A 23964-nucleotide genomic window follows, 5' to 3' on the forward strand; every position below is an offset into this window, starting at 1 on the left:
ATCCTGAAGCGCGCCGATTATTGCGCCAGCATCAGCCCGCCACCGGCGCGTCCGATCGCTTGCGGATCCGTCCTGTCAGGCCGAGCAACACGGCGCCAACAAGCGTGCCGATTGTCGCCACGACCATGAAGCTGTGGTAGCCCGACGTCTCCTTGAGCAACGCGCTCAATATCAGCGATCCCACCGCGGCACCTGCCCCAAGCATGATATCCATCGTCGCGTACAGCTTGCTGAAGTCCCTGACCGGAAAATTCCTGGAAATCAGATAAGCGCCAATGTCGAATTCGCAGCCAAAGGCGAGGCCCATGACGAACACGGCGGACATCAGCAAGGCCGTGTTCGGCAGCGGGAACAGGAAATACAGATAACCTGTCGCCGCTATCGACAATATGATCAGCGCGACAAGGTGCGTGGGCAGCCGATCAAGCGCGAGCCCCGAAACGCAGCGCCCGAAGATCGTGCCGATCGCATAAACCGAAACGACTGACGTGCCGATCGCGTCGGTAAAGCCGTAATCCAGCACAACGATCTTGAGCTGACTTGTGGTGAAGGTCCTGGGCATATTGACCAGGAACATCCCGGCCATCAGCAGGATGAAGACGGGGTTGCAAGCGATGGCCTTCAATCTGGTCAGCGTCCCATCGGATTTGGTGCCATCGGTGCGTGCCGGTTCCGCAGGCGCGTGCAAAGTCGGGCCGACCAGCATGATTGCCATCACGCCGCCGATTACCGAAATCAGCGCGAGCAACAGATACGCGCTGCGCCAGCCATGCGCCGCGATAAAGGGCGCGATCACCTGGGGGACGATCGCTCCCGCCAGCGGCGAAGCGCTCATCATCAGCGAGAGCGCAATGCCGCGAGCCTTGTCAAAGCGGTCGACGACCACCCGGCAAAACACCAGCCCGGATGTCAGCAGGCCAAGCCAGCTCATCACAAGGTTGATCGCGAGGAACTGATAGATGCTTCCGCTCATCATCGACAAGGCGATGAAACCCAGCGGCACGGCCATGAAACCCACCGATGCGGTGCGGCGCGTTCCAAAGCGGTCGACCAGCGTTCCGGCAATCGGCAGGACAAAAACGGAGAAAATCGATATCGAACCGATCAGGGCGAACTGCGCTTTCGTCCAATGCAAATCCGCGATCAACCGGGGGCCGAAGACGCTCAGGGTGAAGAAGTTGAGTGTTATCCCGCTCGAAACACCGATACTCGCCCCCAGAAGCTGCCTCCAATATGAACGGAACTCGTTGCTATAGGACACACGCCCTCCCTTTGATGCGATTATGGTTTGTCATGCGGGCAAGCCGCCAAGCCGATAATATTGAATCGCGGTCCCGGCAAACAGGGCATCCTGCTCGCTGTCCGAATAAGGGGCGGCGATCTTTTGAAAAGCGTTCCAGAGCACCGTGTAGCCAACGCCTTCGCCATCGACCGGGAAGTTCGATTCGAACATGCAGCGCGATGGCCCGAACGTGTCGATGCAAAAGCGGATATCGTCGCTCCACCAGGCCGCAACGTCATCTGACGTGGGCGGCAGAGCGCGTGTCGACCAGCCCGTGCCGTACAGGCTATCCATGCCGATGCCGCCAAGCTTGAGCGCGAGGTTCGGGCAATGGGCTGCCTCCATCATTCCCTGCCGCCAGGCGAGCAGCACGTCTTCACGAACACCGAAGGCGCCGCTCGTCAGCGGCAAGCCGATGTGGAGGAGGATGAACTGTGTGTCGGGGACGGACCGCACCAGTTTGGTGAGATTGCCCAATTGCGAAAACAGCGCGAAGGCGTCGAAGCTATAATTCCGTTTACCCAGCAGTTTGAGCGCCGGCAACACTGAAGCGTCGGTCAAAGGACTATAAGCCGCCCCGGTGCCGCTTTTGTCGTGACGGTGGCGGATTCCGCGAAACCGCCCCTGGCCCGCCTCCATATGCGCATCGAGCACATCGCCCACCCTTTCGCCCAACCTGAGATCGGCGGCTGCAACAATGCCGAGAATCGGCGCACGGGTCGCGACAGAACGCGCCGCGATGCACGCCGCGAACCGGGTTTCCTCGACCCCGCGCATCTCATCCGGTCGGTCGCTTCGCATATCGGCGCCGCTCTCGACGTACATCGTGCCGATTACGTTGTGCGCCGCAATATCGCTCAGAAGCTGGCCGTGGAGATAGGCAGGGCCCGCGTGTGGCCCCTCCCCCTCACGCCACAAATGGTGGTGCGCGTCGATGATCGGACGCCGGGCATCGACCGGCACCTCCCGAACGAGACTATGCCATGAATGGCGCGATGCCTCCATTCAGGGCGACCTGCGGGCGCTAGTGGCCAGACCGGTCATGTGATGGCGCCTTTATCCTTGAGGGTCTCGATCTCCTCCCAACTGCAACCGAGCTCGAGCAGGATCTCCTCGGTGTGCTGGCCGACCTCAGGGGCCGCCGGCATCTGCCGTGGCCCTGAAAACTCGTCGAAGGTCACCGGGCTCGACACGACATCCAGCTTCCGCCCGTCGTCGAATGCCAATTCGGTGAAGAAGCCGTTATCGCGTGCCTCCGGATCGGCGTGAAGTTCGGCCGGGCGCTGGACCGGCGCCCACGCGCCCGAAAAGCCGGCCAGGGCCTTGCGCCAGTAATCGAAGTTTTGCGCACCGAACACCGCGTCGAGTATCGCGACGCACGCCTCGACATTCGCCCGCCGCGCCTTCGCATTGACGAAACGCGCATCGTCGACCAGCTCGGGGCGGCCGATGACCCGGCAGAGCTCCGCCCAGTAGGAATCCGGGTTGACGATCGCCAGGGTGATGAAGCGGCCGTCCTGCGTGCGATACGCGTTGGTAAGCGGATTGCGCTCGGTGCGGCCTACCGCGCGCTGTGTGAGATCGGCGCGCTCGAACGGCGCGCTCAGAATGTCGCGCTGGATCTGCCACATGCCGACATTCATCAGCGCGACATCGACGATCGATGGCTTGCCCTCCGCCGCGCGCCGGTAAAGCGCGGCGGCAATCCCGCCTGCGAGCGTCATCGCGCACATGACGTCGCCAAAGGCCGGACGCTGATTCAGCGGCCACTCCGACCCCGGCGGGGTCAGGGCCGCGGACACCCCTGCCCTCGCCCAATATGCGGTGCCGTCGAGGGCCGCCGTATCCGCTTGCGCCCCTTTTTGGGCGTACCCAGCGCCTCGGACATAGACGATGTTCGGATTGGCCTTGCGGATATCCTCAACGCCAAGCCGCAGGCGCGAACGCACCGCCGGCCGCAGGTTGGTAACGAACACGTCTGCCTGCGCCAGCAACATATCGAGCATCGCACGGCCTTCGGGCTTGCCCAGATCAAGCCCGATCGAACGCTTGCCGCGATTGGCATATTGGAAGCTGATATTGATGTCGTCGACCTGCGAGGTCATGCCCGCCGTCACCAGCCCGCGATACGGATCGCCGGTACGGGGGTGCTCGATCTTGATGACCTCCGCCCCCCAGTCTGCCAGCACGGCAGTGGCCAGCGGGACGAACACGAACGAGCCTATCTCGACGACCCGGACGCCTTTCAGAACGTCATACACCGGTGCCTCCTTTCGGATTATGCATCATGCGCCATAGCTGTCGCGTGGCCCGAAGCCTCATATGCGCGGCCGACCGTAATGAACGTTGCCGTAGCCGGCGCTGGCTACGACCGGACGGTTCTGATTGACAGAATGACGCACAGACCCTCTCCGATGCTGATATTTCCGCGTCATCCGCCTGCGCTCGGCGATTTGACGTGTGATCACACTCCCATGTGATCTTCATCCTCGGGCTTATTGTGCCCGTTGGAAGAGCATGGTGCGCTTACCGATACGGCATGTCCCATAACTGAAACTCATAGGGGCATGCGAAAATCAAACCGGCTATGCTGGATCGGGTACGCCGCGAGCATCACCTGTGGAGCTGGCTCTTTGCTGCGGCATCTTACGGGGAAGTATCCGAAGGATTATATTTCTCCACAAAGGCGATCGCCGCCTTCAGCATCGCAAGACGGGTCTCGCTTTTCGATAGCCAGTGATCCTCGTTCGGCAGGGTTATGAATTCCACCGTCTTGCCTGCCGCAAGCAAGGCGCTGGCCATATCCTTGCTCTGTTCATAAGCGACGACCGTATCGTCCTTGCCATGGATGAGAAGGATTGGTGCCGCGACCTTGTCGATGAAGCGGATCGGCGAGACCTTCGCCAAGTCGCGGCCTGAGCCGATCTCGTCTTTGATTCCGCGGATCGTCATCCGATTGTCGGCGCTCTCATCGATGTCGGTTGAAGCCATCTTGCCCACATTGCTCACGCCTGCCACCGCTACGGCGCAACGATAGATGCCTTGTTGCAAGGTCACGCCGGCCAGCGCGGCATAGCCGCCATAGCTCGCGCCCATGATGCAGGCGCGCTTCGGGTCGGCGATACCGTCCTTCACAAGTTGGGCAAGTCCATCGGACAGGTCCGATTGCATCTTGCCGCCCCATTCGCCGTGCCCTGCCTTTTCGAACGCGACACCATAGCCCGACGATCCGCGAAAATTGGGCTGGAGCACAGCATAGCCGCGCGATGCGAAAGCCTGCGCCCACCAGTCAAAGCCGGGATAATCACGCGCGGCGGGGCCGCCGTGCGGAAAGACGATGACGGGCAGATTCTTTGCCGGCCGGCCGGGCGGCAAGGTCAGCACCGCACTGATGTCCATCCCGTCCCCGGCCTTGTAACGGATCATCTTCATCGGGGCGACATCGGCGGCATGTAAGGCATAGGATATGCCGAGCACCTTCGCATCTCCGGTCTTGATATCGACCAGCCACCATGTGCCCGGATCGCCCACCCCATCGGTCTTCACGATCAGGCGATCGAAGGCGTCGTTCCAGTCGATGAGATCGATGGCAAGACCGGGAAATGCCTTTTGCGTCGCGTCGATGATTTTCTGCTGCCGTGCGTTGAACAGGCGATAGGCCGGTACATCACCCTCTATCTCATAACCCGCCAGGGTGCGCGTGCGGCTATCTGAAATCGTTGCCCTGATCGCGACGTCCTGAAATACCTCCTGCGGCGAACCACCGGCCAGCGGAATCTGATACCAATGGTTGTTCGTGTCATCCTTGGGCTGGTCGAAATAAAGGAGGGTGTCCGAGTTTGAGCCAAATCCGATGAGTCCTGTCGTTCCCAGCGGGTTCGTGCCCGACGCAATCCCCTGCGCCTTTGCGTTGACAATGGTCCAGCGGCCGTTTTCGCCCAGATCGAAGGTCGCGCTGACTCCTCCGTTCGGGCCAATCAGCCAGTTTCGCCGACTCCCCTGTTCGGTTCGCGCGGCGATCTTGCGGATATGCTGAGTGCTCAGATCCACTTCATAGAGCACCGGCTTGGTACTGATGAGATAGCCACCCATTTTGCTATCTTCAAAAGTGATGCCGCCGAAATAGCCGAACCATTTGCCGTCATGTTCGGCAACGCCATGATAGCCGGCGATACCGCCGGTAATCGTGTCGCTACGCTCGAACACCGACCACATCTTGCCGCCGTCCAAAGGGATGACAATCATTGCCGCCAGCTCGGCCTTTTCGGTGGTAAATTCGCCGGGCGCGAGTTTGGCCGTGACCGACTTTTCCACGAGCACCGAGGAATCACCGGCCCAGTATAGCCCGCGCACCTTCGCGTCGCCCAGCGGCCTGACCGATACGGGTTCCATATTTTTGTCTAAAATGAGGATCCTTCGGTCCGCGCCCACGGTGCCGATCAGCGCGATATGGTCGCCAGAGGCGGAGATCGCGGCCCTCTCGAACCCCGGCAGCTTTCCGTAGATTTCAAGCGATGGTGTGGCTGCCATTCCGACCGATGACAGATTCAGCGCGTTCAGCGAAAGCAACGCAAGCACACACATCTTCCGTAACAGCACCTGTCTCTCCCCCGAATATTCTTTATATTCTGGAGATATCCGATTCTTGCCCGACGTAAATAGCGATTTTCTTTAGATGGAGCCGATCTATCTCGGGAAGCGCTTGGTCTTTATCGGAGTTCCAGTACGAGCCCCTGCGCTGCGCTCATACAACCGCCAGCATCGGATCGCTCGGCCTGGCGAGATCCTCCTCCGCGCAGGATGGTCCGAAGAGATGGCCCTGCATGATATCGCAGCCAGCATTCGCCAGAAATAGGCGTTGGGCTTCGGTTTCGACGCCCTCGGCGGTAACCTTCAGCCCCATCGCATGGCCCAGCGTGATTACCGCCTGGGCGATTGCTCCGGATTCCCGGTTACTGGCTACGCCCGCAACGAAATTCTTATCGATCTTGATCTTGTCCACGGCAAAGCTGCGCAGGTAGTTCAAACTCGAATAGCCGGTGCCGAAATCGTCCAGTACGATACGCATGCCGAAATCGCGAAGCTTCTTCAACGCGCTGTGGCTGATCGAGCAGTCCTCAAGCAGCAGCCCCTCGGTGACTTCAAGCTCGATCGCCCCCGGAGCCGCTCCGCTGGCCAGTATGATATCGATCACCCGGTCCGCAAAGTCTGGCGAACGAAATTGCGCAGGTGACAGATTCACACCGATATAAAGATCGGGATAAGATAATGAGACGGCGCAGGCTTCGCTCAACACCCATTCGCCAAGCTCATCGATCAGGCCCGCTTCTTCGGCGATCGCAATGAAATGATCGGGTCCGATTAGCCCTCGCCGGGGATGATGCCACCGTACGAGCGCTTCGAAACCGGCAACCGCCCCCGTCGAAGCGTGCACCTGGACCTGATAATGCACTGCCAGTTCGCCTGGTCGCCCTAAGGCCATGCGCAGCTCATCTTCGGTCGCGCCGCGATTCTGAACCGCCCTGCCCATCTCCGGACTGAAGAAGCGATAGCAGTTTCGGCCGTCATTTTTGGCATTGTACAGCGCGATATCAGCCTTTCGAAGCAATTCTGCGCGATCCGTTCCATCGGCCGGTGCACGAACCACACCGATACTCACGCCAACGAATGCGCGGCTCGAACCGACATCGAACGGTGCCTGGACAGCATCCAGGATATGCCTGCAGATGCGTTCGAGCGTGTCGCGACTGGTGACAGGAACCAGCAACGCAAATTCATCGCCCCCCAGCCTTGCCATCGTCGAATCCATTGGAGCGATGGTCTGTAACCGTTCGGCAAACTGCCTGATCAAGCGATCACCGGCGAGGTGACCGAGCGTATCGTTGACATTCTTGAACCTGTCGAGGTCGAGCGCCAGCAACGCGAACTCGGCATCCTCGCCCATTGTCGCCAGTGCTTCGCCGAGACGGATGTCGAACAGCGCCCGGTTGGGCAATCCGGTCAGCACGTCATGCATGGCCAGATGCCGGGCATGGGCTTCGCTCGCGCGAAGTTCGAGCATCGTCTGTTCGAGGCTGCGGGTCGTGCCGATCAGCCAGCGCGCAAGCAGGGTCATCATCATGACGATCAAGGCAACCGCCACCATCGTAGCAGGGGCGAGCATTGTCAGAATTGCTGTTCCCGGAAGCTCCGGACGCCAGATGATATAGCCTAAAGCCGAACCGTTTTCCTCACGCAGCGACACCTCCTGTTCGCCAGAATGGACTGCTGGCGCCAGCGAAAAACGGGGAGCTGCCACCAGGTTCCGCTCGGACAGGGAGGTCAGAAAGCTGGTATCGAGGTAACGAATGCTGACAAGGATGGGCTCAGGCCCGTGGAAGGTGACAAAGCCCGGCGTCGAGGGCCGGATCAGCATAGCACTGACGGCAGCAGGGCGACCTGCGATCAGCAACAGGCGGGACGCATGATTACTGCGCGACGTGGTATGGACCGAATTGTCTGAGGCGAGCCGGCGATTGGGCAGGCGGTCATGCCGGCCATTCGGTTCGTTGGTGCGCCCTCTTACGGCGGCGATCACCGGTTCGAGCGTTAGGGCCAGATGCGCGTAGCGATCCAGGGGCACGGTACTGCCATTGGCACCGGCGTGGATCGGGCGATCGAGACCGTCCAGAATGAAAACTTCATCATGATTGAAAAGATGATTCAGCCATAATGAGACATTATCGCGCAACCATGTCTGATTTGGCCGAGGCTTAGTCAACATCTGCGCGGTTTCATCCCATACCGCGACCGTTTCCTGCTGCAGAGCGAGGTCATCAATGGCGGTACTGATTGCGAGGCGGGTTGTCCGGATTTGCCGCTGGACCGAAACGGCGTCGCTGCTGCTGGTCGACCAATATAATCCCAGGCTGGCAATCATGATGGCGGCAAGCGTCACACCGATCAACGGTGCAAGGAATCTGACTCCAAAGGATGAGGCAGGCCGTTGGAATGCTGGCCACCGCATGACCTTCCCCCTTCACGCTACGCAAGGAAATCTTAACCAGCTAAGCCGTCTTTTCCAACGAAACTCTTAACGAATGGTTAAACGGCTGCGCATGATCTGTAGCGCTGCTGTGTATAGCTGCCAATGCGGCAGTCAAATGGCCACCCGTCCCTATCAGGGACATATAGCGCCCCGAACCCGAAAAATTCGTACAATATTGATGATCGCGGCCATCGCCCGCATCATTGCTGCAGCGCAATAACCCGTGTCGCAATTGCGGCCGCTGCAGCGCGATTTTCCACACCCAGCTTGATGAATATCTGTTCGAGATGCTTGTTAACCGTGCGGGCACTGATATTCATGATCTCGCTGGCATCGCGGTTTGATTTGCCCTGCGCGATCCAGAACAGCACATCGCTTTCGCGTGGCGTGAGGTTCAGGGCGGTCCGCAAAATCTCGGCTTCCAGGCCTTCGCGAACTTCGGCGATGCGAAAGAAATGCTCATCCCCCGAAGCATGGCCGAGATGACTGATCTCGATCTGACAGGGCGCTACGCCGACTCTTACCGCCTGCCGATCGGCCGAAGCCCGCGCCGCTTCGATCATCCGGCCCACCTGCAAGCCGATTGCCTTCCCCGTGTCTGGCGGCAACGCCGCCAGCAATCTGGCGGCAAGCGGGGTCGACCAGCGAATTCGCCCCTCGCCGTCAGTGGCGATCAGCCTGCGGCCGGTCGCATCGAGCGCTTCGTGCATGCTGCGCATCAGCCGCGCATTCGCGATGTGGACATGGATGCGGGCGACCAGTTCGTCCAGCATCACCGGCTTTGTCACATAATCCACACCGCCCGCGCGCAGACCCATGATGACATGCTCGCTATCGCTCAGCCCCGTCATGAAGATGACGGGGACCGCGGCGAGATGGGACTGTGCCTTGATCCGGCGACAGGTTTCAAACCCGTCAGGCTCTGGCATCATCGCATCGAGCACGATCAAATCAGGGACGACATCAGCAAGAAGGCGTAGCGCGCCTGCCCCATCGCACGCCGCGATCACCGCGAAACCCGACGCGCTCAACGTGTCGTGCAGCAGGGCTCGGGCATCGGGATCATCGTCAGCGATGAGGATCAATCTGTGCTCGGTTGGGGCTGATGAAGTGGTCATGATGCAGCGGCTCCATAAACCCACGCCAGCCCCAGCAACGTGCCGATGCGTTCGACCATCGCATCGAACTCAAACGGCTTGGTCAGGAAGTCATCATGCGGATCATCCTCGCGCCGGCTGCGCTGGAAATCATGGACGTTCGCCGAAACCATCAGGATGACCGGATCGTCGCCATAATCGCGGCGCAGTTCGCGTGCGACCGCCCAGCCATCACGACCCGGCATCGCGATGTCGAGCATCACGAGATCGGGCGGCGCGAGCCTATACGCCGCCAGGCAGGCTGTAGCTCCATCGGCAAAAGAGAGATCGAAGCCCAGCGGCCCGAGGACCGCCCGCACCATTTCCAGATGCTGCGGATCGTCGTCGGTGACGAGAATCCGGCGACGTGCTCCGTGATAGCCGGCAATCGTCCGCGCTGACGCCGCAGCGCCCACATTTGCCGGGGCGTCCGAGAAGAACATCTTCACGCGAAACGTACTGCCGGCGCCCGGCCGGCTGTCGACGGTCAGTTCGGCGCCCATGATTTCGGTGAGGAGGCGCGTAATGGTGAGGCCAAGCCCGATGCCCGGCGCGCCGCTGACACTGCCGATCCGTTCGAATGGTTCGAAGATTCTTTGGAGATCGGTTTCGGCAATGCCGACCCCGGTATCGGCGACCTCGAATTCGGCCACCGGATCGCGCCAGCGCACGATCAGCGAGGCCGTCCCCATCGGGGTATATTTGATCGCGTTCGAAATCAGGTTGATCAGGATCTGGCGCAACCGTTTTTCGTCGGTGAAGACATGCACCGGCAATCGCGCCGCCCGGTCATATTCGAACCCGATCCCTTTCGCGGCGGCCTGCAGCCGGAACATGTCGACGATCTGGTCGAGCAGTTCGAGCAGGTTGACCCGGTTACGCTCGATGCGCAGCGATCCATTCTCGATCCGCGAAATATCGAGCAGCCCGTCGACCAGATTGACAAGATGGCTCGCGCTGCGGCGGATCACGCGGACGGCGTCACCCACATGCTGCCCTGGGTTGCGCTCGAGCAATTGCGCATAGCCGGAGATCGTGTTGAGCGGCGATCGTATCTCATGGCTGACGCCGACGATGTAGCGGCTTTTGGCGAGATTGGCGGCCTCCGCGATCTCCTTGGCACGCTGCAGCTCCGCATCGGTCTGGCGATGCGCCTCGATCTCCTCGATCAGCATCATCGTCTGCCTGTCGGTTTCCTCCTCCGCCGCGCGCTGGCTTTCCTGCGCAAGCACGAAATACCAGGCGACGAAGGCCGCCAGCACCAGCAAACAGGCAAAGACCACCTGCAGCACCGATCGCAGAACGGCGAGATCGATCCCGCTATGCGACTGCTGATAGAAGACCAACGTCAGCAATATGCCGATCGCGCCCGCGACCACCGTATAGAGCATCACGAACCGCACGAGCCGACCGTAGGCGGCATTGGTCAACGCGCGCGGCAGGAAGCGGTTGAGAACCGCCGTCCCCTGCTCCACCACCCGCGCCTCGACCTTGCACGCATCGTGACAGCGCGCCTCGAGCGTGCAGCAAAGCGAACAGATCGGCCCCTGATAGACCGGGCAATGCGCCATGTCCGGCGGCTCGAACATCGTTTCGCAGACCGTGCAGCGCACCTCCGTCTTGCCGGTGAAAACCTCGGCCTCGCGCGCGATATAATATCGTCCGCCGGTGCTCCAGGCGATCAGTGGCGCCGCTACGAATGCCGCCGCCATGCCGATCAGTGGCGAAAAAACGCCGGGCAGAACACCGAAAAGGCCCGCAAAACAGGAGGTCGAGACGATCAGCGACAACGCCATCGCGCCGACGCCAACCGGGTTGATGTCGTAGAGATAAGCGCGGCGAAACTCTATCCCTTTGGGGCTGAGACCCAGAGGCTTGCTGATCACCAGATCAGCCGTCACCGCGCCGAACCACGCGACCGCAAAATTGCTGTAGAGCGCAAGCACCCGCTCGACCACCGTCTGGATGCCGCCCTCCATCAGCATCAGCGAGATCAGCACGTTGAATATCAGCCAGATCACGCGCCCCGGATGGCGGTGGGTCAGCCGCGAGAAGAAGTTGGACGATGCGATCGACCCGGCATAGGCGTTGGTCGAGTTGATCTTGATCTGGCAGATCGCGACGAACAGCCCGGTCAGCACCACCGCCGTCATCGGTGAGTGGAGCAGCCCGCCAAACACCAGAAAATAGAGCATCGTCGGGTTCGATGCATCGAGCCGGGACAAGCCCAGCGATAGCGCCAGCACGGCCAGGCACGATCCGATCAGGATCTTGAGCCCGCCCATCACGATCCACCCCGGCCCCGTCGACAGCAAGGCCGTCCACCATGCGAACCGCCCGATCTTTTCGCGCGGCGGCAGGAAGCGCAGATAGTCCACCTGTTCGCCAATCTGGGGCAGCAACGACAGGAATACGGACAGCACGATACCGAGGCTGATCAGATTGAGCCCTCCGCTCTGGCCAGCATAGCCGGTCCACAGCGCGATCGCCGCCCTTCCCTGTGTTGCCACATAAGCCAACGGCGCGAGCTGCAATATCAACCAAATGGGCTGCGTCCAGTTCTGGACCTGGCTTATCCGCCGGAATCCATAGGCTGCGATCGGCACGATGATCATCGCGCTGATGATATGCCCGATCGGCAGCGGCAGGCCGAAGCACAGGTTGAGCGCCGCCGACAATATGACCGCTTCGATCGCGAACAGGATGAAGGTGAAGGACGCATAGACCGCCGAGGTGATTGTCGACCCAAGATATCCAAAACCGGCGCCACGGGTCAGCAGGTCCATGTCGACGCCGTAGCGCGTGCCGTAGAAGCAGATCGGCAGGCCGGCGAGCAGGAATACGATGCCTGCAATCAACAGCCCCAACGTCGTGTTGGCGAATCCGTAGTTGATCGTGACGGTCGCCCCGATCGCCTCGCAGGCGAGGAAGGCAATCGAACCTAAGGCGGCGTTCGCCACCCACCATGCCGACCAGCGCCGCGCCTTCAACGCCGTGAAGCGCAGCGCATAATCTTCGAGCGTCTCGTTGCCGACCCACTGATTATATTGCCGCCGGGTACGCACGATCCGCTGCCGGCGGATCTGCGCCGGATCGGCGGCGCGTTTCGGCGCCGGCAGAGATGGTCGGATGTTCAGGCCGGCCACATGAGGGCAGCGGCGGTAACGGTGGCGAACAGACCCGTCGCCTGCCCGATCCGGCGCCCGGCAAATCGCGACAGGCCGATGCCCGTGGCATGAAGCAGGATCGTGGTGGTGATCAGGCCCGTCGCAAAGGCATAGTCATGTCCGCTGCCATGCATAGCGCTACCATGGGCAAAGCCATGGCCGATGGCAAACAGCCCGATAAGCCCGGCCGACGCCGCGACTGGCAGCTTCACCTGGAATATCAGCAGCCCGCTTAGTCCGATCAAGGAGGCGAGGATGATGCCTTCGGCGATCGGAAGCGCTCCGCCCGCCGCTCCATAAGTGAAGCCTGCCAGCATGAACGTGACGAAAGCCGCCGGACCGGTCCACCTATACCGGCCGAGGCACAAGCCCGACCATAAGCCCACCATCAGCATCGCCAACAGGTGATCGATGCCGGTCATCGGATGGAGCATACCGCCCGCAAAGCCGGTCGCATGGCTGGGATGCGCGAAGGCCGGCGTTGCCAGCGCCAACAGGGTGTGCGGTAAAAGTCTTAGGGCTCCTGCCTTCGTCATGTCAGTTTCTCCTGCACGGCGGGCAGGCCGCCGGTGATTGTGATGAACCGTGCGATCTCGGCAACGCCTGTGCCTGCGCGGATATTGGTGAACACGAATGGCCGCTCGCCGCGCATCTTCTTCGCATCGCGGTCCATCACTTCGAGGCTGGCGCCGACGAACGGCGCGAGGTCGATCTTGTTGATCACGAGCATGTCCGATCGCGTGATCCCGGGGCCGCCCTTACGCGGGATCTTGTCGCCGGCCGAGACATCGATGACGTAGATCGTCAGATCGGCGAGCTCGGGGCTGAATGTCGCCGCCAGATTGTCACCGCCGCTTTCGATCAGGATCAGGTCGAGCGCCGGAAACGCCTTGTGCAACTGGTTGACCGCAGCGAGGTTGATCGACGCATCCTCGCGGATCGCCGTATGGGGGCAGCCGCCGGTCTCAACCCCCAATATGCGTTCGGGTGGCAGCGACCCTGCCCGCGTCAGGAATTCGGCATCCTCGCGCGTGTAGATATCGTTGGTAATCGCGGCGATATCGTAATCGTCACGGAAATATTTGCACAGCGCATCCATCAAGGCGGTCTTGCCCGAGCCGACCGGCCCGCCGATGCCAATACGCAGCGGAGACATGCGTTCGCTCATGCTGCGGGCCTCCCCTCAGGAGCAATCATCTGGACGGCGCCAATTCCTCCACGAGCTTGCTTGGGGAGGGGGACCATCCGAAGGATGGTGGAGGGGCCGGCGCAACGATAGGATGCGCGAAGACGTCGAGGATGAAAGGTCGGGATTACCCCACCACCCCCCGCTACGCGGGCGGTCCCCCTCCCCGACCAAGCTCGGGGAGGAACGAGAAAATATCGCTCGTGAATCATGTCCGAAACAGCCTCGTATATTGGGTTTCGTGCGCCATGCAGGCGAGATCGGCATAAAGGGTCGCGCTGCCCATCTGCTCGAACGGGTCGCTGTCGGGCATCGCGGCCATGATCGCGACGGCGGCGAACACCGTGGAAGCAAGGTTCCGCATCGCGAGTTGCCCATCGGTCTGGCCGAGCGGAACCAGCCTCTGTGCCGCCGAGACGAGATTAGCGACGACCGCATGCAGATACCCCGTCAAAGCGAGTTCGAGCGGGATATCATGGCCCGCCGTCAGGCAGGCAACCGCGACTGCATAACTGAGTTCACCGTCATCAAGAGCATCGAGCATGGCGAGCGTCGCCGCCGGCGCCGTTGCGCGCGCGATCCGGCGAAAGGCGGCGCCCTGCGCGGTTCCCTCCAATGTCCGCTCGCGGCTGGTAAGGCTGGCCAGCGCGAGTTCCGCGACGGCCAGCAGCCGATACCGATCACCGGCGATCGTCGCGCGGTGGCAGTGAACGAAAATCAGCAGATCGGTCAGGATCGCGCCATTATCGATCTGGTCGGTAATCCAGTTCTCGGTCGATACCCGATCGACGACATGCCCAGCCTCAACGGCATATTCGAGCCCGCTCGAATGGGAAAAGGCGCCGATCGGATAGGATGGCGACATCCAGGAGAGCAAATCGTAGATCGCGGTTTCAGCCATGATGATGCTCGTCTTCGTGATGATGGTGGTGATGGCCGGCACCAGGCAAGGCCTGATCCTCGGCATAAGCGCCCCGTTCCGGATCGAACGGCGCCATGATCGCCTCGCAATGCCCGCCCAGCCCCGACACCATATCGGCGATTACATGATCGTGGCGGATTCGCAGCCGATCGCCGAGCAATTGCGTCGGCAGATGGCGGTTCCCGAGATGCCAGGCGATGCGGACCAGCGCCGGCAGGTCGTGCGCGCGGATTTCGATCAGCGCCTCGGCGGCCGCTTCGATCCGGACGGCATTGCCGTCATCGAGCGCGAGCACATCGCCATCACGCAGGTGCACGGGGCGCGGCATGTCGAGCAGGATACTGCCTTGATCGGTGGTGAACACCATTCGCCGCCGGTTACGCAGATCATGGTCGAGCCTCAGCACCTCGTTCGTGTCGGGCGCGCCCTCGGTTATGATGCTGACGATCTTGCGCATGGGACCACTCAATAGAGGAAGTAACGCTGCGCGAGCGGCAGCTCGGCGGCGGGTTCGCAGGTCAGCAGTTCGCCGTCGGCGCGCACCTCATAGGTTTCCGGATCGACCTGGATATCCGGCAGCGCATCGTTCAACTTCATCTGCGCCTTGCCGATCCCCCTGGTGCCGATCACCGGCAACACCATCCGCTCGAGCCCGAGCCGTTCGGCAACCCTGCCCTCGATCGCGGCGGCAGACACGAAAGTAATACAGGTCGCGCCGATCGCCCGGCCATACATGCCGAACATTGGGCGGGCATGGACGGGCTGCGGCGTCGGGATGCTCGCATTGGGATCGCCCATCATCGCATAAGCGATCATGCCGCCCTTGATCACCAGATCGGGCTTGGCGCCGAAGAAGGCCGGCGTCCACACCACCAGATCGGCGAGCTTGCCGGCCTCAACCGATCCGATCTCATGCCCCATGCCCTGCGCGATCGCCGGGTTGATCGTATATTTGGCGACGTAGCGGCGCACTCGCAGATTGTCGTTGTGTTCGGGATCGCCGGACAGGCTTCCGCGCTGAACCTTCATCTTGTGTGCGGTCTGCCAGGTGCGGGTGACGACCTCCCCGACCCGGCCCATCGCCTGGCTGTCCGACGAAATGATCGAAAGCGCGCCGAGATCGTGGAGAATATCCTCGGCGGCGATCGTCTCCTTGCGGATGCGGCTTTCGGCGAAGGCGAGATCCTCGGGGATCGACGGATCGAGATGATGGCACACCATCAGCATGTCGAGATGCTCGTCGATCGTGTTGACCGTGAACGGCCGGGTCGGATTGGTCGACGACGGGATCACGTTGGCGAAGCCGGCGAGCCGGATGATGTCTGGTGCGTGGCCGCCGCCCGCGCCCTCGGTATGGAAGGCGTGGATCGTTCGGCCCTTGAACGCTGCAATCGTATCCTCGACGAAGCCGCTCTCGTTGAGCGTATCGGTGTGGATCATCACCTGGATGTCGAATTGATCGGCGACGCTCAGGCAGCAATCGATCGCGGCCGGCGTCGTGCCCCAATCCTCGTGCAGCTTGAGCGCGGCGGCGCCGGCACGGATTTGCTCGATCAGCGCTTCGGGCCGGCTCGCATTGCCCTTGCCGGCGAGCGCGATATTGACCGGCAGACCTTCGGCCGCCTGCAGCATCCGCGCGATATGCCAGGGTCCGGAGGTGCAGGTGGTGGCGTTGGTTCCGGTCGCGGGCCCCGTGCCGCCGCCGACCATCGTCGTGATACCGGAAGCGATCGCCTCCTCCACCTGCTGCGGGCAGATGAAGTGGATATGCGCGTCGACGCCCCCCGCGGTGACGATCTTGCCTTCGCCGGCGATGATCTCGGTGCCGGGGCCGATGACGATGTCGACACCGGGCTGGATATCCGGGTTTCCGGCCTTGCCGATCGCCGCGATCCGGCCCGATTTCAGTGCTATATCGGCTTTGTAGATGCCGCTGTGATCGAGGATCAGCGCGTTGGTGATCACCGTGTCTGCCGCCCCCGCGGCATTGGTGATCTGCGACTGGCCCATCCCGTCGCGGATCACCTTGCCGCCACCAAACTTCACTTCCTCGCCCAGGATCGTGCAATCGCGCTCGACCTCGATGATAAGCGCGGTGTCGCCCAGGCGGATGCGGTCGCCGGTGGTGGGGCCGAACATGTCGGCATAGGCCGCGCGGGGGATGCGGTAGGGCATATTTGCTACTCCCCTCCCTGCAAGGGAGGGGTTAAGGGGTGGGTGAGCGGCAATTCGGGCTCGACGCCCGGATTGTCGCTACTGGCGGAAGGTCGGAGGCTCGCTTGCGCTCGCCACCCACCCCCAGCCCCTCCCTTGCAGGGAGGGGAGCAGAAGCTACCCATCACTTCAACGCCCCCATCACCTTGCCCTGAAAGCCGATCACTGTTCGCCCGCCCCGAAACGGCACCAGATCGACATCGCGCGTCTGCCCCGGCTCGAACCGCACCGCCGTCCCCGCGGGAATATCGAGCCTCTGGCCCCGCGCCGCATCGCGATCGAACAGCAATGCATCGTTGGTTTCGGCAAAATGATAATGGCTCCCCACCTGGATCGGCCGGTCGCCGCGGTTCGATACGGTGATCGTCGTCACCGGCAGGCCCGCGTTGAGGACATGCTCGCCGTCGGCGCAGAGGATCTCCCCCGGTATCATCGGATCGGATGGTGGACGGTGACGAGCTTGGTCCCGTCGGGGAAGGTCGCCTCCACCTGCACGTCGTGGATCATCTCGGCTATGCCCTCCATCACCTGATCGCGGCCCACGACATGGGCGCCCGCCTCCATCAGATCGGCGACGCTGCGGCCGTCGCGCGCGCCCTCGACCACATAATCGGAGATCAATGCGATCACTTCGGGATGGTTGAGCCTGGTACCGCGTTCGAGCCGCCGGCGCGCGACCATCGCCGCCATCGCGATCAGCAACTTGTCTTTCTCGCGCGGGGTGAGATTCATCTCAGCAACTCCACGCGCGGGGCATCGCCCGCCCGCCGCGCAACACGGAGAGCGCGCGCAGCATGTCGTGCCGAAGAATCGCCCCGTTGCGCGCCAGGAAACGCGTGACGAGCATGCCGTTCCAGCAGCTCGCCGCCGCCAGACCGATCGCGCCCACCAAGGCTTCGCGAACATCATTGAGCAGTGAAGCCGCCCGCGACGACACATGGATGATCACCGCCATCGCCCGTGCACCGGCCCCGACCGCGCTCCGCTGCATTTGGTCGTCGATCGCCCCCTCGATCCGCAGCGCATCGGCGTAGATCAGCTTGCCGCCGCGCCAGATCCGCCAGCGATCGACCAGCGATCCCGTTCGCATCGTCTCGTCCATCGCCGTCCGGCCGAGCACCACCGCCTCGATCCCGAGGAAGGAGGATGTATCGGCCAGCCTGACCTGCATGTCGCGCCGCAGACGCGCGCGATCGAACAGGATCGTCTCCTGCGGCATCCATTCGGCATCGGCGTCGGCGTCGAGTGTCAGGCGGGTGTCGATCACGGCGCTTTCATGCAATGCGCGATAGACCTTCTCGGCGGCCTGGCTCGTCACGCTCGCCCGCGTGTCGCTATCCCAAGAAACCTGCTGCACGAGCCGGTCGCCCCCGGCCAGACCACCGCTGGTGTTCAGGAGTACCGCGACCGGCGCATCGAGCTTGGCCGTGCGCGGTATCCGGAATCGCAGGCAACCGCTCTGATAGCCTGTAGAGACGGCTGTTCGACCTTCCGACATTCGGAATCCCAGCCGGATTTCACCGCGACTGCGAACGGCCGCCAATCCCTCGTTTTCGTAGGCTTCACGCGATCCGGCGAAACCGCTGTTGCGCTCTGCAAAGTCGAAATGGCCTGCCTGTTTCACTGCCGTCCCAATCGTCAACTCCGCCATAAGCTCATATTTTCCACCGACGTTCAATGCGGTCTCGGCCACAACCGCATGGGGCATTTGACGTATTTACCGTGCCCGCCCTCGCCTGCCGCAGCCTCCACACACAGCCCTACGTCAAATGACGCATGGCTGTGATTTGTGCGGCGCAGCACCTTCCGGACAGCGCAAGGGGTGTCCGGGCCACGCTCCGGACAGGGCGCCACGATCTTCACCGGAGGGCATGATGACGAAGCGGGTTTACAGGAAACAGTTCATGGTCGCGCTGCTGTGCGGCGTCGCGATGCTCAGCGCCTGCAAGAAGGCGCCGGAGGACGGCAATGCTGCGGCCCCGGCCGGCGATAGCGTCAAGGTGGGCGTACTTCATTCGCTCAGCGGCACGATGGCGATCTCCGAAGTCACCGTGAAGAACAGCACGCAGATGGCGATCGACGAGATCAATGCCGCCGGCGGCGTAATGGGCAAGAAGATCGAGGCGGTGACCGAAGATGGCGCATCCGATCCGGCGACCTTCGCGCAGAAGGCGGGCAAGCTGATCGACAGCGACGGCGTCGTCACCGTGTTCGGCGGCTGGACCTCGTCGAGCCGCAAGGCGATGCTGCCGGTGTTCGAGAACAAGAAGAACCTGCTCTGGTATCCGGTGCAGTTCGAAGGCAATGAATGCTCGCCGAACATCATGTATTCGGGTGCGCAACCGAACCAGCAGATCCTGCCCGCTTATGACTGGGGCAAGGAAAAGGGCTTCAAGAAGTTCTTCCTGGTGGGTTCCGATTATGTGTTCCCGCGTACCGCGAACCTGATCCTCAAGAAGCATATCGAGGCAGACAAGCTGACGATGAGCGGCGAGGAATATCAGCCGATGGGCGGCACCGATTTCTCCGGCGTGATCGCCAAGATCAAGGCGGCCAAGCCTGACGTGATCTATTCGACGCTGAACGGCGACAGCAACGTCGCTTTCTTCAAGCAGATGGCCGCGGCCGGCATGAAGTCCGACGTCCTGCCGGTCATGTCCTTCTCGATCGGCGAGCAGGAAGCGCAGGCGATGGGCCCGTCGCTGATCGAAGGCAGCTATGCCGGCTGGAATTATTTTCAGACGGTCGACAATCCCGAGAACACCAAATTCGTCGCTGCCTACAAGGCGAAGTTCGGTGCCGACGCCGTTGCCACCGATCCGATGGTCCACGGCTATCTCGACGTCTATATCTGGAAGGCTGCGGTCGAGAAGGCCAAGAGCTTCGATCCGGCCAAGGTCCGTGCGGCGGCGGTCACGCTCGACGCGATCCCGACCCCGCTTGGCGTCGTCAAGTTCGCGGCCAATAACAGCCTCGTCCAGACCGGCTATATTGGCCAGGCCGATCCGAAGGGCCAGTTCAAGATCCTGTGGACCTCGAAGGGCATGATCGACCCGCAGCCTTATGACGCGCTGGCCTTCCCCGGGAAGACATGCACGATTTCGTAAAAGTTGACCGCCCCTCTTCGTCATCCCCGCGAAGGCGGGGACCCATAATCTTCGAACCGCAGGAGGTTCGAGCTTCAGAGCATATGGGTTCCCGCTTTCGCGGGAATGACGGGTGGGAGGAGCGTCGGAAAGTAGCGTACCGCGTTCGTTCCCCTCGAACCCTCATTCCGGCTTCGGCCGGAATGATCGGATCGGGGAGAAGGGTCATAGCAAATCAAGGCCGAACCCATGGATTTCACGTTCCTGATCGGACAGGTCTTCAACGGTTTCAGCGTTGCCTCGATCTATATCCTGGCGGCGATGGGGCTGGCGCTCAGCTTCGGGCTGATGCGGGTCATCAATATGGCGCATGGCGAGATATTGATGGTGGGCAGTTACCTTGCCTATCTCACGATCCTGTTCGTCCCCGGCCCGCTCGGCATCATCGCGGCGATGGTGGTCGCGTTCATCGGCGCCGGCCTGCTCGGCGCCATCCTTGAAGTGACGCTCGTCAGCAAGCTGACCTCGCGGCCGCTCGATACGTTGCTCGCCACCTGGGGCGTCAGCCTGATCCTGCAACAGGGCGCGCGCGACCTGTTCGGCGCGACCGGCGTTTCGGTGACCGCGCCACCCTGGCTTGACGGGGCGTTCACGCTGGGCACGATCCAGCTCCCGATGGCGCGACTGTTCATCATGCTGGTCGCCATAATGGTGCTCGGCGGCCTCGCCTTGTTCCTGCGGTTGACGCGGGTCGGCCTGCTCGTCCGCGCAGTCAATCAGGATCGCGCGACGGCGTCGGCGATGGGCGTCAACGTTCGTCAGGTCGATTGCTTCATCTTCGCATTAGGCGCCGGTGTTGCGGGCGTCGGCGGTGTTGTGCTCGCGATGCTCGGGCCGGTCACGCCCAATGTCGGGCAAAGCTATATCGTCACCGCGTTCCTCGTGGTGGTGCTCGGCGGGCTTGGTTCGATGATCGGCACCACGATCGCCGCGGTGATGATCGGGCTGTTCATGGCGCTCTCGCAAATCTTCGTCGACGTCAGTTTCGCGCAGGTGCTCACCCTGCTGTTCGTCGTCCTTTTCCTCCAGTTCCGGCCGCAGGGCGTGATCGCGATCCGGTCGCGCGCGCTCGACGCCGAATAGGGGCATGACCATGACCAAGCCGTCCCTCAAAACCATCATCGGCATAGTCGCCATCCTGCTTGCGATCGCAGCGCCCTGGCTGGTCTCGGGCTATAATCTCAACCTGCTCGGCCGCTTCCTTGCATTGTCGCTCACCGCCATGGGGCTCGTGCTGTTGTGGGGAGAAGGCGGCGTGCTCAGTCTCGGACAGGGGGTGTTCTTCGGGCTCGGCGGCTATGCGCTGGCGATGCACCTGAAGATGAATGGCCTCGGTGCCGATGAACTGCCCGACTTCATGATGTGGAGCGGCGTGAGCAAACTCCCCTGGTGGTGGGCGGTCTTCCGCAGCCCGATCGCGTCGATCCTCGGCGTGTTGCTGGTCCCGGCAGCCATCGCCGCAGCTTTCTCCTGGCTGATGTTCCGCCGGCGGATTGGTGGTGTCTATTTCGCGCTGATTACCCAGTCGTTGGCGCTCGCCTTTGCCACGCTGCTGATCAGCCAGCAGGGCACGACCGGGGGCTTCAACGGCCTGACCGATTATCACATGCTGCTGGGTTTCAACATCAACGACGATCCGGTGAAGCTCGCGCTCTATTGGCTGACACTCGCTTTCGTGATCGGCGCCTTTTTCGGGCTGCGCTGGCTGCTCGCCTCGCGGTTCGGCAAGCTGTTGCGCGCCGCGCGCGACGGATCGAACCGGATGCGCTTTCTGGGCTATGATCCGGCACCCTATAAGGTCGTCGCCTTTACGATCGCGGCGATGCTGACCGGCGTATCGGGGGCAATGTTCACTTTGCACGCCGGCGTGGTCTCGCCGGCGCTCGTCGGGGTCGTGCCGTCGATCGAGATGGTGATCTGGGTGGCGATCGGCGGGCGTACCTATCTGATCGGCGGCATCATCGGTGCCCTGCTCGTCAACTTCGCCAAGGACAAGATCTCGACGGCCCTTCCGGCCCTGTGGCTCTACGCGCTGGGCGCCCTGTTCATCATCGCGGTCACCGTGCTGCCCAAGGGCATTGCCGGTGAATTCGAGGGCGAGAGCCGTTTCAGGCCGAGCAAATTGGGTGACATGTTCGCGCGCTGGCGCGAAGGAAAGGCTGCGTCATGAGCGATGCACCGATGCTCCAGCTGGAGCATATCACGGTCGATTTCGACGGCTTCAAGGCGATCAACGATCTCAGCCTGACGATCGCGGCGGGGAGCATGACGGTGGTGATCGGTCCCAACGGCGCCGGAAAATCCACGATGTGCGATACGATCATCGGCCGGGTCCGCCCCACCGCTGGCCGTGTCCTGTTCCACGGCGAGCCGATTCAGCGCGAGGCCGAACACAGGATCGTCGGCAAGGGCATCTGCCGCAAGTTTCAGACGCCGGGCGTGCTGGTCGGCCTGTCGGTGATCGACAACCTCGCGATCGCGGCGATGCAGGACCGGCGCTGGTGGAAGAGCTTCACGAAAGCCGGCGAAGCCGAAGCACACGCAAAGGCCGAGGAGGTGCTGGCGAAGGTCGGCCTTACCGAACGGCGCGATGCGCTGGCCGGCAACCTTTCGCATGGCGAGAAACAGTGGCTCGAAATCGGCATGGTCGTCGCGACCGACGCCGAACTGCTGCTGCTCGACGAGCCGACCGCCGGCATGGGCGCGATCGAAAGCACCCAGACGGCCGACATCATCAAGACGCTGGTCGGGAAGCATGCCGTGCTCGTGATCGATCATGATATCGATTTCGTATCGCAGCTCAACGGTCATGTCGTCGTCCTCCATCAGGGCGCGCTTCTCCGCGAAGGCACGCTCGAGGCGATCCGTCAGGATGAGGAAGTCGCCGCCATCTATCTCGGGAGGGCTAAATGACCGACCTCATCAACCTGCGCAGTGTCAGCGCGGCCTATGGCAAGGGCCAGGTCCTGTGGGACGTCGCGCTCGACATGAAGGCCGGTGAAGCCGCGACCGTGCTGGGCCGCAACGGCGTCGGCAAGACCACGCTGATGAAGACGATCATGGGCCAGCTTCCCGTCAGTGGCGGCTATGTCTATATCAACGGCGACGATGTGACCGCGATGAGCGCGCATCAGCGATCGCGCGCCGGCATCGGCTTCGTGCCGCAGGGCCGCCACGTCTTCCCGCATCTCACTGTCACCGAAAATCTCGAAGTCGGGCTGTCGGCGCTGTCGCGCAAAGGCTTCAAGGGGCCGAAGAAGGTTCCCGACATGGTGTTCGATCTCTTCCCCAAACTGACCCAGATCGCCAACCGCAAAGCGGGCGTGTTGTCAGGGGGCGAGCAGCAGCAGCTGGCGATCGGGCGGGCCCTGGCAGGCCAGCCGTCGCTGCTGCTGCTCGATGAACCGACCGAAGGCATTCAGCCGAACATCGTCCAGCAGATCGAGGATGCATTGCTCCGCGTACGGACCGAGCTGAACGTCGCGATCCTGATCGTCGAGCAGAATCTCGATTTCGCCTGGAGCTTCGCCGATCGCTATTTCGTGATGCAACGCGGGCGGATCGTGAAGGACGGCAAGACCGCGGAGGACAGCGCCGCAGATGTCGCGCATCTGGTGCACGTGTGAGGCACCGCCATTGCGATTGACAAATAAGCGAGCCGCTTTGGTTCAGCCATAATGTCGACGAAGGCCGGTATCCAGCTCCTACGATGGGGCTGGATACCGGCCTTCGTCGACATTATGAACAGGGTTATGGTGCGCCTGTTGAGAAACCGGGGGCGGCCCCTCGGGACCGCCCCGGCGATCCCCTCCTCCTAGAAGCCGAAACCCATGCCCACGCCGAACACGACCTGATCGCGTTTGCTGGCGCCGCTGTTGAGGATC

Annotated in this window: 20 protein-coding genes; 5 read left to right on the forward strand and 15 right to left on the reverse strand. The window is 62.1% G+C overall.

Going from position 1 to position 23964, the window contains the following annotated elements; genetic code table 11:
- Positions 1-31: 31 nt before the first annotated feature.
- The 15 genes from BLS13_RS16100 to BLS13_RS16170 form a co-directional block, all read right to left on the reverse strand.
- A complete protein-coding gene (locus BLS13_RS16100) occupies positions 32-1261 on the reverse strand; it encodes an MFS transporter (RefSeq protein ID WP_176943631.1) in 1230 nt (409 codons plus the stop codon).
- 30 nt (positions 1262-1291) lie between these two features.
- Positions 1292-2287: an amidohydrolase family protein gene (locus tag BLS13_RS16105; RefSeq protein WP_093453647.1), complete on the reverse strand. Its 996-nt coding sequence runs from the start codon at positions 2285-2287 to the stop codon at positions 1292-1294.
- Positions 2288-2322: 35 nt separating this feature from the next.
- Positions 2323-3543 (reverse strand): CaiB/BaiF CoA transferase family protein, encoded by a 1221-nt coding sequence (locus BLS13_RS16110; RefSeq protein WP_093453648.1) that lies wholly within the window; start codon positions 3541-3543, stop codon positions 2323-2325.
- Positions 3544-3928: 385 nt separating this feature from the next.
- Complete coding sequence (locus BLS13_RS16115) at positions 3929-5860, reverse strand: alpha/beta hydrolase family protein (protein ID WP_176943632.1); 1932 nt, start codon at positions 5858-5860, stop codon at positions 3929-3931.
- 166 nt (positions 5861-6026) lie between these two features.
- Positions 6027-8288, reverse strand: coding sequence for a putative bifunctional diguanylate cyclase/phosphodiesterase (locus BLS13_RS16120; protein ID WP_093453650.1), 2262 nt, complete (start codon positions 8286-8288; stop codon positions 6027-6029).
- A 221-nt stretch (positions 8289-8509) separates the two neighbouring features.
- Entirely contained in the window at positions 8510-9427 is a 918-nt protein-coding gene (locus BLS13_RS16125) for a response regulator transcription factor (RefSeq protein WP_093453651.1), read from the reverse strand.
- Entirely contained in the window at positions 9424-12591 is a 3168-nt protein-coding gene (locus BLS13_RS16130; RefSeq protein WP_256325929.1) for a hybrid sensor histidine kinase/response regulator, read from the reverse strand. The genes BLS13_RS16125 and BLS13_RS16130 overlap by 4 nt, the downstream gene beginning before the upstream one ends.
- The gene (locus BLS13_RS16135) at positions 12579-13148 is read right to left on the reverse strand and encodes a HupE/UreJ family protein (protein WP_093453652.1); all 570 of its coding nucleotides are present in this window, start codon (positions 13146-13148) and stop codon (positions 12579-12581) included. Before BLS13_RS16135 ends, BLS13_RS16130 begins: the two co-directional genes overlap by 13 nt.
- The gene (ureG, locus tag BLS13_RS16140; RefSeq protein WP_093453653.1) at positions 13145-13780 is read right to left on the reverse strand and encodes an urease accessory protein UreG; all 636 of its coding nucleotides are present in this window, start codon (positions 13778-13780) and stop codon (positions 13145-13147) included. Before ureG ends, BLS13_RS16135 begins: the two co-directional genes overlap by 4 nt.
- A 226-nt stretch (positions 13781-14006) precedes the next feature.
- Positions 14007-14699: an urease accessory protein UreF gene (locus BLS13_RS16145; RefSeq protein WP_093453655.1), complete on the reverse strand. Its 693-nt coding sequence runs from the start codon at positions 14697-14699 to the stop codon at positions 14007-14009.
- Positions 14692-15177, reverse strand: coding sequence for an urease accessory protein UreE (locus tag BLS13_RS16150; protein WP_176943633.1), 486 nt, complete (start codon positions 15175-15177; stop codon positions 14692-14694). Before BLS13_RS16150 ends, BLS13_RS16145 begins: the two co-directional genes overlap by 8 nt.
- Before the next feature lie 8 nt (positions 15178-15185).
- Positions 15186-16895 (reverse strand): urease subunit alpha, encoded by a 1710-nt coding sequence (gene ureC, locus BLS13_RS16155; protein ID WP_093453658.1) that lies wholly within the window; start codon positions 16893-16895, stop codon positions 15186-15188.
- Between the two features lie 163 nt (positions 16896-17058).
- Positions 17059-17367 (reverse strand): urease subunit beta, encoded by a 309-nt coding sequence (locus tag BLS13_RS16160; RefSeq protein WP_093453659.1) that lies wholly within the window; start codon positions 17365-17367, stop codon positions 17059-17061.
- A complete protein-coding gene (locus tag BLS13_RS16165) occupies positions 17364-17666 on the reverse strand; it encodes an urease subunit gamma (RefSeq protein ID WP_093453661.1) in 303 nt (100 codons plus the stop codon). Before BLS13_RS16165 ends, BLS13_RS16160 begins: the two co-directional genes overlap by 4 nt.
- A 1-nt stretch (position 17667) precedes the next feature.
- Positions 17668-18642, reverse strand: coding sequence for an urease accessory protein UreD (locus BLS13_RS16170; protein WP_256325930.1), 975 nt, complete (start codon positions 18640-18642; stop codon positions 17668-17670).
- A 166-nt stretch (positions 18643-18808) separates the two neighbouring features.
- Between BLS13_RS16170 and urtA the strand changes: the two genes are divergently transcribed.
- The 5 genes from urtA to urtE all read left to right on the forward strand — a co-directional run bounded on the left by urtA (position 18809) and on the right by urtE (position 23706).
- Complete coding sequence (urtA, locus tag BLS13_RS16175; protein WP_093453684.1) at positions 18809-20041, forward strand: urea ABC transporter substrate-binding protein; 1233 nt, start codon at positions 18809-18811, stop codon at positions 20039-20041.
- A gap of 228 nt (positions 20042-20269) precedes the next feature.
- Entirely contained in the window at positions 20270-21163 is an 894-nt protein-coding gene (gene urtB / locus BLS13_RS16180; protein WP_093453662.1) for an urea ABC transporter permease subunit UrtB, read from the forward strand.
- Positions 21164-21167: 4 nt separating this feature from the next.
- Positions 21168-22250 (forward strand): urea ABC transporter permease subunit UrtC, encoded by a 1083-nt coding sequence (gene urtC, locus BLS13_RS16185; RefSeq protein WP_371128218.1) that lies wholly within the window; start codon positions 21168-21170, stop codon positions 22248-22250.
- Positions 22247-22993: an urea ABC transporter ATP-binding protein UrtD gene (gene urtD, locus BLS13_RS16190; RefSeq protein WP_093453664.1), complete on the forward strand. Its 747-nt coding sequence runs from the start codon at positions 22247-22249 to the stop codon at positions 22991-22993. The genes urtC and urtD overlap by 4 nt, the downstream gene beginning before the upstream one ends.
- Complete coding sequence (urtE, locus tag BLS13_RS16195; RefSeq protein ID WP_093453665.1) at positions 22990-23706, forward strand: urea ABC transporter ATP-binding subunit UrtE; 717 nt, start codon at positions 22990-22992, stop codon at positions 23704-23706. Before urtD ends, urtE begins: the two co-directional genes overlap by 4 nt.
- Positions 23707-23964: the final 258 nt, after the last annotated feature.

It is taken from the genome of Sphingomonas sp. YR710, assembly GCF_900101455.1.
Lineage (GTDB): Bacteria > Pseudomonadota > Alphaproteobacteria > Sphingomonadales > Sphingomonadaceae > Rhizorhabdus.